The sequence below is a fragment of the Shinella sp. M27 genome, assembly GCF_049199905.1.
In the GTDB taxonomy this organism is placed as follows: Bacteria; Pseudomonadota; Alphaproteobacteria; order Rhizobiales; family Rhizobiaceae; genus Shinella.
On sequence record NZ_JBLZPK010000044.1, the window covers coordinates 8,289 to 20,942 of the forward strand.

At 61.5% G+C, this 12,654-nt stretch carries 14 protein-coding genes; 6 read left to right on the plus strand and 8 right to left on the minus strand.

The genetic code is table 11. From position 1 onward, the window contains the following. Positions 1–2 precede the first annotated feature (2 nt). The 5 genes from ACOZK4_RS17285 to trxB all read right to left on the minus strand — a co-directional run bounded on the left by ACOZK4_RS17285 (position 3) and on the right by trxB (position 5,261). On the minus strand, positions 3–1,097 hold the full coding sequence (locus ACOZK4_RS17285) for a calcium:proton antiporter (RefSeq protein WP_421592952.1): 1,095 nt from the start codon (positions 1,095–1,097) through the stop codon (positions 3–5). A gap of 174 nt (positions 1,098–1,271) precedes the next feature. After that, complete coding sequence (locus ACOZK4_RS17290; RefSeq protein ID WP_421592953.1) at positions 1,272–2,393, minus strand: alkene reductase; 1,122 nt, start codon at positions 2,391–2,393, stop codon at positions 1,272–1,274. 36 nt (positions 2,394–2,429) lie between these two features. Next, complete coding sequence (locus tag ACOZK4_RS17295) at positions 2,430–2,735, minus strand: ArsR/SmtB family transcription factor (RefSeq protein ID WP_421592954.1); 306 nt, start codon at positions 2,733–2,735, stop codon at positions 2,430–2,432. 527 nt (positions 2,736–3,262) lie between these two features. Next, a complete protein-coding gene (locus ACOZK4_RS17300; protein WP_117366706.1) occupies positions 3,263–4,159 on the minus strand; it encodes a LysR family transcriptional regulator VtlR in 897 nt (298 codons plus the stop codon). Between the two features lie 112 nt (positions 4,160–4,271). Then, entirely contained in the window at positions 4,272–5,261 is a 990-nt protein-coding gene (gene trxB / locus ACOZK4_RS17305; protein ID WP_421592955.1) for a thioredoxin-disulfide reductase, read from the minus strand. Positions 5,262–5,513: 252 nt separating this feature from the next. On the opposite strand from trxB, the gene ACOZK4_RS17310 reads away from it, so the two are divergent. From ACOZK4_RS17310 to ACOZK4_RS17320, 3 genes are all read left to right on the plus strand, one after another. Next, positions 5,514–5,981: an Lrp/AsnC family transcriptional regulator gene (locus ACOZK4_RS17310; RefSeq protein WP_023516337.1), complete on the plus strand. Its 468-nt coding sequence runs from the start codon at positions 5,514–5,516 to the stop codon at positions 5,979–5,981. Positions 5,982–6,065: 84 nt separating this feature from the next. Continuing rightward, complete coding sequence (locus tag ACOZK4_RS17315) at positions 6,066–6,731, plus strand: glycosyltransferase family 29 protein (RefSeq protein ID WP_421592956.1); 666 nt, start codon at positions 6,066–6,068, stop codon at positions 6,729–6,731. Continuing rightward, positions 6,728–7,429, plus strand: a complete 702-nt coding sequence (locus ACOZK4_RS17320; RefSeq protein WP_421592957.1) for an FkbM family methyltransferase — start codon at positions 6,728–6,730, stop codon at positions 7,427–7,429. Before ACOZK4_RS17315 ends, ACOZK4_RS17320 begins: the two co-directional genes overlap by 4 nt. Here ACOZK4_RS17320 and ACOZK4_RS17325 read toward each other — a convergent pair. Continuing rightward, positions 7,416–8,447 (minus strand): polysaccharide pyruvyl transferase family protein, encoded by a 1,032-nt coding sequence (locus ACOZK4_RS17325; RefSeq protein ID WP_421592958.1) that lies wholly within the window; start codon positions 8,445–8,447, stop codon positions 7,416–7,418. The genes ACOZK4_RS17320 and ACOZK4_RS17325 overlap by 14 nt on opposite strands. A 213-nt stretch (positions 8,448–8,660) precedes the next feature. Between ACOZK4_RS17325 and ACOZK4_RS17330 the strand changes: the two genes are divergently transcribed. Further along, complete coding sequence (locus ACOZK4_RS17330) at positions 8,661–9,539, plus strand: glycosyl transferase (RefSeq protein WP_421592959.1); 879 nt, start codon at positions 8,661–8,663, stop codon at positions 9,537–9,539. 39 nt (positions 9,540–9,578) lie between these two features. On the opposite strand, the gene ACOZK4_RS17335 is transcribed toward ACOZK4_RS17330, so the two are convergent. Together ACOZK4_RS17335 and greA are read right to left on the minus strand one after the other, a co-directional pair. Beyond that, positions 9,579–10,631, minus strand: coding sequence for a glycosyltransferase family 4 protein (locus tag ACOZK4_RS17335; RefSeq protein WP_421592960.1), 1,053 nt, complete (start codon positions 10,629–10,631; stop codon positions 9,579–9,581). A gap of 28 nt (positions 10,632–10,659) precedes the next feature. Beyond that, the gene (gene greA / locus ACOZK4_RS17340; protein ID WP_313522872.1) at positions 10,660–11,136 is read right to left on the minus strand and encodes a transcription elongation factor GreA; all 477 of its coding nucleotides are present in this window, start codon (positions 11,134–11,136) and stop codon (positions 10,660–10,662) included. A 229-nt stretch (positions 11,137–11,365) separates the two neighbouring features. On the opposite strand from greA, the gene ACOZK4_RS17345 reads away from it, so the two are divergent. Together ACOZK4_RS17345 and ACOZK4_RS17350 are read left to right on the plus strand one after the other, a co-directional pair. After that, positions 11,366–11,629, plus strand: a complete 264-nt coding sequence (locus tag ACOZK4_RS17345; RefSeq protein ID WP_421592961.1) for a hypothetical protein — start codon at positions 11,366–11,368, stop codon at positions 11,627–11,629. Positions 11,630–12,061: 432 nt separating this feature from the next. After that, positions 12,062–12,379 carry a hypothetical protein gene (locus tag ACOZK4_RS17350; protein WP_421593060.1) on the plus strand — a complete coding sequence of 106 codons (318 nt, stop codon included), beginning with the start codon at positions 12,062–12,064 and terminating at the stop codon, positions 12,377–12,379. Positions 12,380–12,654 lie beyond the last annotated feature (275 nt).

Consider the following 12,654-nt stretch of genomic DNA (forward strand, 5'->3'; position numbering starts at 1 on the left):
TTTCAAAGCCCGATCATCGTCAGCATGACGAAGGTGGCGAAGAGGATGAAATGCGTCATGCCCTCGATGGCGTTGGTTTCGCCGTCGTTGAGGTTGATGGCGGCGGCGATCAGGGTGATCGTGACCATCACCGTCTGGGTCGGTGACATGGCCATGACGAAGGGCTGGCCGGTATAGAGCGCGATTGCTTCCATGACGGGAACCGTCAGGATGACCGTCGAGAGCGATGCGCCCATGGCGATGTTGACGACCGATTGCATGCGGTTGGCAAGGGCGGCGCGCAAGGCCGTCAGGATTTCAGGTGCGGCGGAGATTGCGGCGACGACGATGGCCATCAGCGCCGGCGGTGCGCCCGTCCCCTTGAGGCCGGCGCCGAGCAGCACGGACATGACTTCCGCCAGTGCGCCGATCAGTGCCACGCCGATGACGATGATGACGATGGAGAGGGTGGCGGGCTCACTTTCATCCGGCGACTTGCTCGGCAGGCCTTCCTTCCGCTCGGCGCGGGGATAGGCATAGCTGAAGAAATAGCTGTGCGGCCCGACCTGCATGCGCAGGAAGACGCCGTAGAGCGCGATCATCGCGCCGATGGTGAAGGCGGAATAGACATGCCAGCTCTCGCGCGGCACGAATTCCGGCACAACCATGGAAATGCCCATGGCCGTCAGGATCATCACGCCATAGGTCTTTCCCGAATCGTCATTATAGGGCTGCTCGCCGTGGCGTATGCCGCCGAGCAGGGCGGCAAGCCCGAGGATGCCGTTGATATCCAGCATGACGGCGGAATAGATCGTGTCGCGCACCAGCGTCGGCGAACTCTCGCCCTGCATCATGATCGCGAGCACCACGACCTCCACCAGCACCGCGGCCAGCGTGAGGATCATCGTGCCATAGGGATCGCCGACCTTGGAGGCGAGGATTTCCGCATGGTGGGCGATGCGCGTCGAAACAAGGATGATGGCCGCGACCAGCGCGAAGGCGGCGATCAATACCGGAAGGCGCCCCATCTCCAGAAGGCTGTGCTCCGCCGCATAGGCGACGATGGCGGCGGCGAGGCCGACGAACAGGAAACGTTCCTTCAGGAGGCTTAAGAGCATGGGTGGCGGGTTCCTCGACTATCTCCGTGTAGATGTAGACGAGGCGCGCAAAAAGAAAACGCCCGCGGAGCAGGATTCCGCGGGCGTCCGGTGGCTGTCACGCCTTTCCTATCCGGCCCTCGTGAGGCGAGGCCGATCGGAAGGGGCTGACTGCCACCGCGAAGGCGCAAAACGTCAGGCGACGTTTTCCAGCACCGGGTAGTCCGTGTAGCCCTTGGCGCCGCCGCCGTAGAAGGTCGCCTGATCCGGGGCGTTCAGCACGGTGTCGTTCTTCAGGCGCTCGACGAGGTCGGGATTGGCGATGAAGAGCTTGCCGAAGGCGACGAGGTCGGCCTTGCCTTCCTCCACGGCGTCGATGGCCAGTTCCCGATTGTAGCCGTTGTTGACCATCCAGGCCGCCTTGCCGCCGGCCGCCTTGTAGGCTGTGCGCAGGGCGGCATAATCAAAGGGCGTGTCGCCCTGCTGGTGCTCGCGCGAGCCGCCGGTGGCGCCTTCGATGATGTGCACATAGGCGAGGTCATACCTGGCGAGACCTTCGACCACATGGGTGAAGAGCGGCTGCGGGTTCGGGTCGAAGGCATCGTTGGCCGGGGTGACCGGCGAGATGCGGATGGCCGTACGGCCGGCGCCGATTTCCTTGGTGATGACATCGACGACCTGGAAGAGCAGGCGGGCGCGGTTTTCGATCGAGCCGCCATAGTCGTCCGTGCGCTGGTTGCTGCCCGAGCGCAGGAACTGGTCGATCAGATAGCCGTTGGCAGCGTGGATCTCGACGCCGTCGAAGCCGGCATCGATGGCCGCGCGGGCGGCGAGTCGATAATCCTCGAGGATACCGGGCAGCTCGTCCTTTTCCAGCGCGCGCGGCTCGGAGGTCTCGGCGAAGCTGCCGGTGCCGTCGGGATTGATCAGGTAGGTTTTCGACTTGGCACGGATCGCCGAGGGGGCGACCGGCTTGCCGCCATCGGGTTGCAGCGTGTCATGCGAGATACGGCCGACATGCCACATCTGCACGACGATCTTGCCGCCGGCCTTGTGCACCGCATCCGTCACCTGCTTCCAGCCCTCGAGCGCTTCCGGCTTGTAGAGGCCGGGCACGTCGGCATAGCCCTGGCCCTGGTGGGAGATGGCCGTGGCTTCGGTGATCAGCAGGCCGGCGGAGGCGCGCTGCTCGTAATAGGCGGCATTCAGCGTGTTCGGCACGGCGCCCGGCGAGCGGTTGCGCGTCAGCGGCGCCATGACGATGCGGTTGGCAAGCTGGATATCGCCGATCTTGATGGGGTCGAAGAGCGAGGTCATGGGAAGTCCTTCTTCTGGCTGGGAGAGTTTAGGCGCTTACAAGGCGCTGTTGATGTGGTGGAGAAAGGCCGCGATCTTGTCTTCGTCGCGTTTGAAGAACACCCATTGGCCGACCTTGCGCGTCGTCACGAGACCGGCACGCTGCAGGGTGGCGAGATGGGCGGAGACGGTGGACTGCGAAAGGTCGCAGCGTTTTTCGATCTGACCGGCGCAAACGCCGAATTCCAGAGGGTGTTCCTGACCGGCGAAATGGTTCTGCGGCTCCTTCAGCCAAGCCAAAATCTCCAGCCGCTTCGGATGGGCAAGCGCCTTGAGGATTTCGTCGGTGTCTGGTTCGGTCATGTCTATCGGCGCTCGGCGATTCGTATATCGGGTAGTATCGATATTGGGTTCGCGCTTTGCCGATACAAGAGGTGCCCCGAAAAATCTGAAAAAGAAAAATCGGCAAAAAAAGAGGGCCACAAGCGAAGCTTGGGCCCTGCAAGGTTGAAGGTTTTAGAACCTCCAGAGGGGAACAGCCAACGCGCGGCACTGGGAGGAGAAAGACCGCATGTGCATTGACTGACTAAGATATGGGGCAGGGCTTGCGTTTCTTCAAGAGAAGCGCGTGCCAACTTTCGCAGCAAGGTTGAAAATCTGTTTCACCTGTCCCAAGGCAAAAAAAGAGGGCCGCAAGATGAACTTGGGCCCTTTATAGTTTTGAAGGTAATAAAACCTCCAGAGGGGAACAGCTGGTGCGGTGGCACTGGGAGGAAAAAGCCACCGAAATGCATCAGCTGCGGGCGATATGATGGTTTTTTGGGCATACATCAATCTTTTAATGTGCATGCCAGCCATGCATGAAGCGCAGGCCTCTCAAAACGCCTTTCTCAGAAGTTCCAGTTGCGCGCTTTCGCCACGATGAAGTCTCTGAAAACCTTCAGTTTCGCGGAGTTCTTCATCTCGCTCGGATAGCAGAAATAGGTGTCGAAGGATGGGATATCGGCGCTGACGGGCAGCTGGATAAGTCCTGGATCGCGCCCGACAATATAGTCCGGCAGCATCGCGATGCCGATGCCGAGCAAGGCCGCGCGCTTGATCGAGGTCTGGCTGTTGATTTGCAGGACCGAGGGGCGAGGATTGTCGGAATCGCGCCCGGCGATCTCCAGCCAGTTCACATCCAGCAGATAGTTCGGCGCGGGTTCGCCAAAGGTGATGATCTTGTGGTTGTCGAGATCGTCGATCGACTGCGGCTCGCCGTAGCGGTTGATGTAGGAGGGCGCGGCGTAGATGTGCATGTGCACGGTGAACAGCCGGCGCTGGATGAGATCCGACTGCTGCGGTTCGCGCAGGCGGATGGCACAGTCGGCATGGCGCATGTTCACGTCGAGCTCCTCGTTGTCGAGGATGAGCTGCACCTGCATATCGGGATAGAGCGCCAGGAATTCTTGCACCTTGTCCGTCAGCCAGCCCTGGCCGAGGCCGACCGTGGTGGTGATACGCAGCTTACCACTCGGCTTCTCGGTGTTTTCTGTCAGCTGGACGCGCACGCCTTCGAGCTTCATCAGCACGTCATGGGCGGTGCGATAGAGGATTTCGCCCTGTTCGGTGAGGATCAGGCCGCGGGCATGGCGGTGGAAGAGTTTTATGCCGACATCCTGCTCGAGCGCGCTCACCTGGCGGCTGATGGCCGATTGCGAAAGATGCAGCTTGTCGGCTGCATGCGTGAAGGAGCCGGCCTCGGCCGCGGCATGAAAAATCCGCAGCTTGTCCCAGTCGAGCGCCATTCTATCCCCCATAGGTCTGTAAGGCGGGGAGCGCTTGCTTCCCGCCCGGTCGCTGATCTTGCTGTTCCCACGTGGGCGGTCGGACGATGCCGCCGCCCTTTGTTGGCGGCTTCTACTCGGCCGCAATTGCGACAGGCATATGACCTGCAAGGTATTTTTCGGTTTCCAGCGCTGCCATGCAGCCCATGCCGGCAGCCGTGACCGCCTGGCGATAGATGTCGTCGGTGACGTCGCCTGCGGCAAAAACGCCCGGGACGTCCGTCGCCGTGGAATCGGCCGCCGTCCACAGGTAGCCGTTCGGCTTCTGGCGCAGCTTGCCCTTGAAGAGGTCTACGGCTGGCGCATGGCCGATGGCGACGAACACGCCATCCGTCACCACGTCGCGCGTCTCGCCGGTCTTGACGTTGCGCAACTTCACGCCGTTGACGGAGGCCGGCATCGGCGGCTTCGGATCGGCGCCGAGATATTCCACGACCTCATGGTCCCAAACGATCTTGACGTTCTCCTTGGCGAACAGGCGTTCCTGAAGAATCTTTTCAGCGCGAAAACCGTCGCGGCGGTGCACGACCGTCACGGTCTTGGCGAGGTTGGAGAGGTAAAGTGCCTCTTCCACGGCCGAATTGCCGCCGCCGACCACGATGACGTCCTTGTTGCGATAAAAGAAGCCGTCGCAGGTGGCGCAGGCCGAAACGCCGAAGCCCATGAACTTGTGTTCGGTGTCGATGCCGAGCCACTTGGCCTTGGCGCCCGTGGCGATGATCAGCGCGTCGGCCGTCCATTCGGTTCCGCTGTCGGTGGAGATGCGGAAGGGGCGCACGTCGAGGTCGACATTTGTGACGAGGTCGTTGACGATCTCGGCGCCGACATGTTCAGCCTGCTTGAGCATCTGCTCCATCATCCAAGGGCCCTGAACCGGATCGGCATAACCCGGATAGTTTTCCACATCCGTGGTGATCATCAACTGGCCGCCCTGTTCCAGGCCGGCGATCAGCACCGGCTCCAGCATGGCGCGGGCGGTATAGATGGCGGCGGTGTAGCCGGCGGGACCGGATCCGATGATCAGGACTTTGACGTGCCGCTTGGAGGCGGAGGGGGTGGACATGGTCGTTCCTTCCAGGGCAAAAAGGCCCCTCAATCGGCCCGCCCGCGCGCAAGCGTCAGGGTTCGGGCCAGCGTGTAACTCTTCAATGCTCATTTATGAGGGGAGTGTACACAGTTTCAAGTGTTGTGGGCGCTTTGCCAACAGGCAAGCGAAGGCGCGTGACATATTTGTGCCGCTTGCGGTAACAATGTTGCGCTGATGCGGCGATTCGGGTCACTTCCGGTCGCCTTCCCGAAAGGTCTGTACACTTCCATGTTTCGCGCCGAACTCGACGCCATCGACATCCGTATCCTGAAGGAGCTTCAGGCCGACGGCCGGATGACCAATGTGGAGCTGGCCGCGCGCGCCGGCATTTCCGCGCCGCCCTGCCTGCGCCGGGTGCGCAAGCTGGAAGAGGCCGGCATCATCGAGGGCTATACCGCGATGCTGAATGCGCCGGCGCTCGGCTACGATCTCGTCGCCTTCTGCATGGTCGGCCTCAAGCACCAGTCCGAAGCCAACCTCAAGGCCTTTGCGGCGGCGACCGGCGAATGGCCGATGGTCCGCCAGGCCTGGATGGTCTCCGGCGACAGCGATTTCCTGCTACACTGCGTCGCCGAGAACCTGACCCGCTTCCAGGATTTCGTCATCGAGGAACTGACCGCCAACGCACAGGTCGATACCGTGCGCACGATGCTGACGATCCGGCAGGTCAAGAAGGTCGGGCTGGTCGAGCTGTAACGGTTGATGGGAGCTGCTTCTGAAAATAGTGTATAGCCCCTGACGACGGTTGGCTGATCCGGTCCGGATATGAGGAAGCGCCATATGGCCTCAGCGCATGGTGATGGAATTTTCCAGCGCATCCGCCACAAGCTGGAAAAGAAGACGAGGCGACTGATCGGCAAGAGCCGGCGTCTTCTGGGCATCGCCTATGTCTCCCCGCTCGGTGAGGTCGATGTTTTCGATCTGCTGCGCGGCAAATCCATTGCCCTTGTCGGGAACGCCCGAAGCCTCTCCGAACGGGCCCAGGGTGCCGCCATAGATGCGCATGATATCGTCATCCGTTGCAACGCGGCTCCGGTTCCCGACTTTCGGTCGCATGGCGCTAAAACGGATATCATCGCGACAAGCATCGATTTCTCGGTTCAGGTGATGGAAGCCAGGAAGGCGCGCTATCTCTTCTGGATGTCGCCGCGCCGGGATGCCCTGCCGGGTTGGGTGCTCAAATGGCCGGGATTCTTCCTCTACCCGGATGCGAGCTATCTGACGCTCTTCAACGCGGTGGGCTCGCGCCCGACGACGGGTCTCATGGTCGTGGATCTCCTGGCCCGCTCCGATTGCTCCAAGGCGAGCCTCTTCGGCTTCGACTTCTTTCGCAGCCAGTCGCTTTCGGGAGAATGGCGCAAGGCGACGATGCCGCATGACTATGTGACGGAAGAACGCTACATCACGGATCTGCTGCGGAACGATCCGAAGTTCTCCCTCAATTGACATTCAACCAGGGCCGGTCCGGTGAGCGTGTAGGTGAGATGCAGAAAATTGGCGAATTCTGGGTTCCGGATATCGACGCGGCTCCCGGTGAGAACCTCGAGAAAAGTCGGCGCGGATTTGAAGGCCGGGCGGGCATCCAGATCGCGCATCTGGTGAGAACCCTTGAACTCGTTCCGGGACGGGAGCTTGCGATAGACGGCGGGGCGAATGTCGGCGCCTGGACCAAACTGATGGCGCAACAGTTCCGGCGGGTACACAGCTTCGAACCCAATCCGGATGTATTTGCCTGCCTTGCGCGAAATATCGAGGAATGGAATGCCTCCGATGTCGCCATTGCGTATCCTAAAGGCCTGTCGGACCGCCATGAACGTGTGGCCATCGGTACGAAGGATGGTGCGCGGACCGTGACAGGTCGCATTGTCGGGCAGGGCGATATCGAATGTGTGCCGATCGACAGTCTAGGACTGGAAGCCTGTTCGCTTCTGAAACTGGATCTCGAGGGTTATGAGGCGCAGGCGCTTACCGGCGCCATCGAGACGATCCGGCGCTACCGGCCGTGGATCCTGATCGAAAACAAGCGCAGCTTCCTCGAAAAGATCTTCGGAACACCGGCCCAGCGCTTCCTTGCGAAAAACGGCTACACGCTCGTGGAGAAGATCGGCAGCGAGGGGATCGACTGGCTTTTCAAGCCGTTATAGCTCCTGCCGCCAGCCGAGCGATCTCGTCGAAGAGGTGGCTGGCCTTCTGTTGACACTGGCGAAGTCCTGCCTCGATTGTCGCGAGCTCGTCTTCGGAATAGGCCGCATCCTGTGGTCTGCCGGCTTGGCTCTTCAAATCCTGCAGGGAAAGCAGTCTTTCCTTGCCGAGGCCGAAGTCTTCCAGAAGTGCGCTGATCTTCCAGGAATTCGAGTCCACCGCGAGGAAGGGCGTTCGCGCCACAAGGCACAGGCAGACCGAGTGGAAGCGCCCGGTCACATGTAGATAGCCGGTAAGCAGGTCCTGCATGAAGCCCGCTTCGGTCTTGTTGAACAGCACTCTCGGCTGTTTCAGCTGGAATGCCGCCGCGTGGAGGCGAATATAGCCCTCGCGGAAAGCGCGCAGCGGAAGCGGGAGATGCGCCTTGCTCGCCTTAAGCGCCTTCGTGATCGGCAGAAGATAGGCATCGGGCCGATCCTCGACGATTTGCAGGAGCGTCCGCGAGATTTCCTTCGAGATGGAGTCGCCGACGAGCAGGCGGTTTCGCTCGACGGGGACGGCCGGCATGGCGAAGGCTTCGCAAAGGGACAGGTCGGGCACGAAGCCCACCGCTTTTCCGCTTTGCCTTGCGGCAGAGGCGGCGCTGCGGGAATCCCGTGTCGAAATCAGCGCGATCTTCTCAAGATAGCGGCCCCAGGCGTCCGGATTGTCCTGGTAGAGGGCGTTGATGAGGGCGACCGGCTTGCCGGCGCAGGCGGGATGATCCACCACGCGCAGCACCATCTCTCCCCGCCGTGCACCGTGATGAAGCGTGCCCTCACCATTGATGACAACGACGTCGCTTTCAGTAAGGGCGGCTAGGAAGGCCGCATCCTTCATCCATTCGTGACGAACAGGGCTGCGCGCCGTGACAAGGATGCCGCGCGCGGCAAGGTTCTCCTCGATGATCCGCATCACCCGGAAACAGCCGAAATGGTTGTCGGACCGAGTGTCGTTCATGATGACGGCTTTGAGGGTCATGGGGCTGCGCCGGTCAGGAGTTCATCGGAATTATGTCCATACGGGAAGCGCGCCGCCTTGATCAAGTAGCCGCCGTAGCGCGCTCCCGTCGTATTGGCGGTTGCCGCAGATGGGCGCAGCTGGCTATAGCGAAGGGAAACGCTCTCTATATTGCGTGAGGGGCTGACGATGAAACTGTGGTCGGAACGACCGCCTTGGCGTTCGGTGGTTAAGATGGCTGCGGCGCTGCTCGGTAAGAGCAGGCGCCACGCTCATGCCTGGTTGCCCTATTTGGCATTGCAGGCGCCAGATGCGGAAGGCCACCGCGCCATCGTCTATCACGGAAAGGTGGTAGGGAGCCTGTTGCCCGCGACGGCTCTGCGCGAGCGCGCCGGCCCGTCGATCTTCATCGTGGGATCGGGGCCGTCGATCAACGACAACGATCTCGTCACTATGGAGAAACGGAGCGGCATCCTGCTGAATGGCGCGATCGGGCTGATCGGACAGGCGATCGCCGAGCCGCTTGCCATAGCGATCGAGGACGAGCGCTTTATCTGGCGCCATTTTGCGCTCGTGCGCGCACATGTTTCGCCCGAAACCATCCTGCTTCTTTCGACCGAGGTTATCAGAGCTATCTGTGAGATCGAACCGGCCTTCCTCGACGGCAGAAAGATTATCCTCATCGACAATATCCGAAAACCCTATCGGAAGATGCTTCAGTCGCCCGACAGCCTCTCGGCTCTGCCCTTTGTCGTCCTTGACGGCGAGCGCGAGACGGGTTTGTCGCTCGATCCTGATAAGGGGGTTTTCCAGGGCGGTTCCGTCGCGATATCGGCGCTGCAGTTCGCGATGTTCTGCGAGCCGCGCGAAATCGGCCTTTTGGGCATCGACATCGTCAATGCCGACCAGCCACGCTTTTACGAGCGGGCCGGACAGGTCGCGGGATCCGGCATCGTGCGGGCGCGGAGCCGTATCATGGCGCATTTCCGGCTGGCAAAAGAAATCTGTGCGCGGCGCGGGATCACGATCCACAACCATTCTGCTGTTTCGGCGCTCGCTGCCGAGGGTTTTGGCTATGACGATCGCTTTGCGCGGGAAAAAGACAGGCCCTGAACCTTGCCGATGTGGCGGGCCGATTGATCGCGGTCGGTCTCAGGCCTTCTTGCCGAGAAGACGGGCATAGATTGCGCCGAGTTTTTCTGCTTCGCCGGCAATCGAGAAATGCTCGAGTGCGTGACGAAGGGCGTTGTCGCCGGCCTGCTGGCGTCGCGCGTCGTCGTCCATCAGGGGCGCTGCCGCCTCGACCATTGCCGCAAGATTATCCGCCGGGATGAGAATGCCGGTTTCTCCGTCGCTGTCGAGCAGCTGCGAGAAGGCGCCGACATCGGTTGCGACGACCGGCACGGCGGTTGCCATGGCTTCGAGCGGCGTCAGGCCGAAACCTTCCCAGCGCTGCGGCGCGATGAACAGGTCGAGCGTGCGGTACCAGTCGTTGATATTGGTGTGTTCGCCGACGAAGAGAATGCGATCGGCCAGTCCGGCCTGCCGCACCTTTTCCTTCAGGACGTTTTCGAATTCGACATGTTGCGGTGTTGCACGCCCGGCGACGATCGCCGACCAGTCCGGGCGGTCCGGCAGCAGGCGCATCATCGTGTCGACGAAAAGGTCGGTGCCTTTCTGGTGGCGGACCCGGCCGAAGCAGCCGGCATATCGCCGGTTCGGTTCGAGGCCGAGCCTTCCCTGCAAGGCGGCCTTGTCGGGGGCAGGGGAGAAGCGTTCGGCATCGATGCCATGCATGACGACGGTCGAGGGCACGTCGAGATAGGTGGCGGTCTTGGCGGAGGTGGCGACGACGGCATCCATGCGCGAGACCAGCCACTTCGTCCATCTGCTGTGCTGGCGCTGCGAGGCCGAGGTGAAGAGGATGCGTAGCGGCATGCGCAGCACGTCGCGCAGCAGAAGGGCAAACAGCATCTCGACATTGCGGCGGGCGTGCCAGACGCGGCGTGTACCGTTGCGCGGCAGGCTCCAGAGGCGGACGAGATCGCGGTAGGGCATTGCCGGCAATATCGCCGGCAGTCCGGGTCCGAGCGTCACGACCTTCTGTCCCAGTGCATTTTGCACCGGGACGAGCTGGATGATCGTGGAGGTGACGCCCGACAGGCGACGTTTGAAATTCGGTGCGATGACGTCGACGTCCCGCATGTCCTCTACAAACGGCATGAGGCGGCTTTTATCCCCAGGTGACGGCAAGGATCTCGTAGGCCTTGGAACCGCCGGGCGCGTTCACTTCGATCGAATCGCCGACTTCCTTGCCGATGAGGGCGCGGGCGATGGGCGAGGAGATCGAGATGCGGCCCTGCTTCACGTCGGCTTCCTGGTCGCCGACGATCTGATAGACCTTCTCTTCTCCGGTATCCTCGTCGGTGAGCTTCACCTTGGCGCCGAACATGATCTTCGTGCCGGACATCTTCGAGAGGTCGATGACCTCGGCGCGCGCAACGTAGTCCTCGACTTCCGTGATGCGGCCCTCGTTGTGACTCTGGGCTTCCTTGGCAGCATGGTACTCTGCATTTTCCGATAGGTCGCCGTGGGCGCGCGCTTCTGCGATCGCCTCAATGATTCGCGGACGCTCTTCCTGCTGACGCCAACGCAGTTCTTCCTGCAGCTTGACGAAACCGCCGTGAGTCATCGGTACCTTTTCAACCATTTTATCCCGTCCTTCAGAGCGCGCCGCGCAGGCTCCCGCCTGCAAGAACGCAAAAGAAAACGGTCTCCGGAGAAGAATCTCCGGAACCGTCGAAAGCGTTTGAACGATCCTTATAGCAGATTGCGGCCGCAAAAAGCCAGTTTTTTTGCCGCAGGTAGCTTGGCACCCACAGGGCTTGGAACAATCCCTGGATGCTGCCGTTAGCAAAACATCGTGGGAGGCGCGTGGCATGACCATCGGCAATTCGATCGATCTCGAAGGCAGGATCAACGCCCATCGGCGGCTGCTGGTTGAACTCTTATCCGTGGTCGCGACCGTTCCCGAGGCACGTGCGGCGCTCATTGCGATGGCGCGCGACAACGAAACGGTCAACGACCACGAGGAGGATCCGGGCATTGAGCCCGACGCCGCCTTCGCCGCCCAACAGATCTCCGACGATGAGCTTCGCGGCATCCTGAGAGCGGCGATGGCCCGCCTCGAAACCAAACTGTGAGGATAGATCATGGGCGTGATGAACACGATTTCCGGCTACTTCAAACAGCTTGCCGGCGAGGTGACCGGCGATCAGGCGATGCATGACGCGGGACGCTGTGAGGTTGGCTACGAGGAAAAAGACGAGCAGGTTGTGCCCGTCGAACCCCGCACGGTCCCGGACACTGGAAGCGTCGTCTCCGCTCAGACGGGACGCAAGGAAATCATTGAGGCGGACGCTGTGCCACAATTTGCGGTCTCGAAAGCCGGCCGCAGCAATGACGGTGTCGCGAGCGCCGAGCCGCACTTTGTTACCGGCAGCGACGATGCCCCCCTTCATCCTACCCCACTGGGCATGGCGGCACGTGCCCGCGACTGGTCGGTCGGCTTCGATGAAAACGCGCCGCGGCAGGATACGCCGGCGCATGTCGCCGATTATTCAAACCCCGAGCAGCTGAAGCTTTACCGTCTCATTCCTATCGCTGCCGAAACGGATACGAACTGGGATCTTGCGCCCAACCAAGGAGAGGTCGTGGTGCGGGCGCGCTCCAGCGGCGATGCGCGCGTCGTCGCGGCGGAAGCAGAGCTGGATTTTATGGAGATCGACGCGCTGCCCGGCGACGGCAATTCAACGACCTCGTCGAGCGCCTTCCGAAACGAGAAACTCTACACCGTCGTCGATGAGACGAACGGCACCTATCCGCTTGACGGCCCGCGCGAAGTGGTCGCCGGAACCGTCCGCGTCGATAACATCCGACCCACCGAACTCTGAGGAGGCTTTCATGAGCCGCAGCCAACCCGCCCGCACGGCCGCCAAGCAACGGGAGATCCAGGACAAGGTGGCTCAAGCCGACGAAAAGCATGGGAGTGATAAGCCGTAGCGGGCCGGAATGTCACGAAATTCGGCTCAAGCATACCGTTGAAGCGCTCCGCGATCTGTAAGAGCCGGAGCCGGCCTATGTCGTCACCGCCTCGCCGCGATGCTCAAGCTATATCGCTGGCGAGGGGTTGCCGATCATCCGCGGTTACGAAGCTCGACCCGACAGG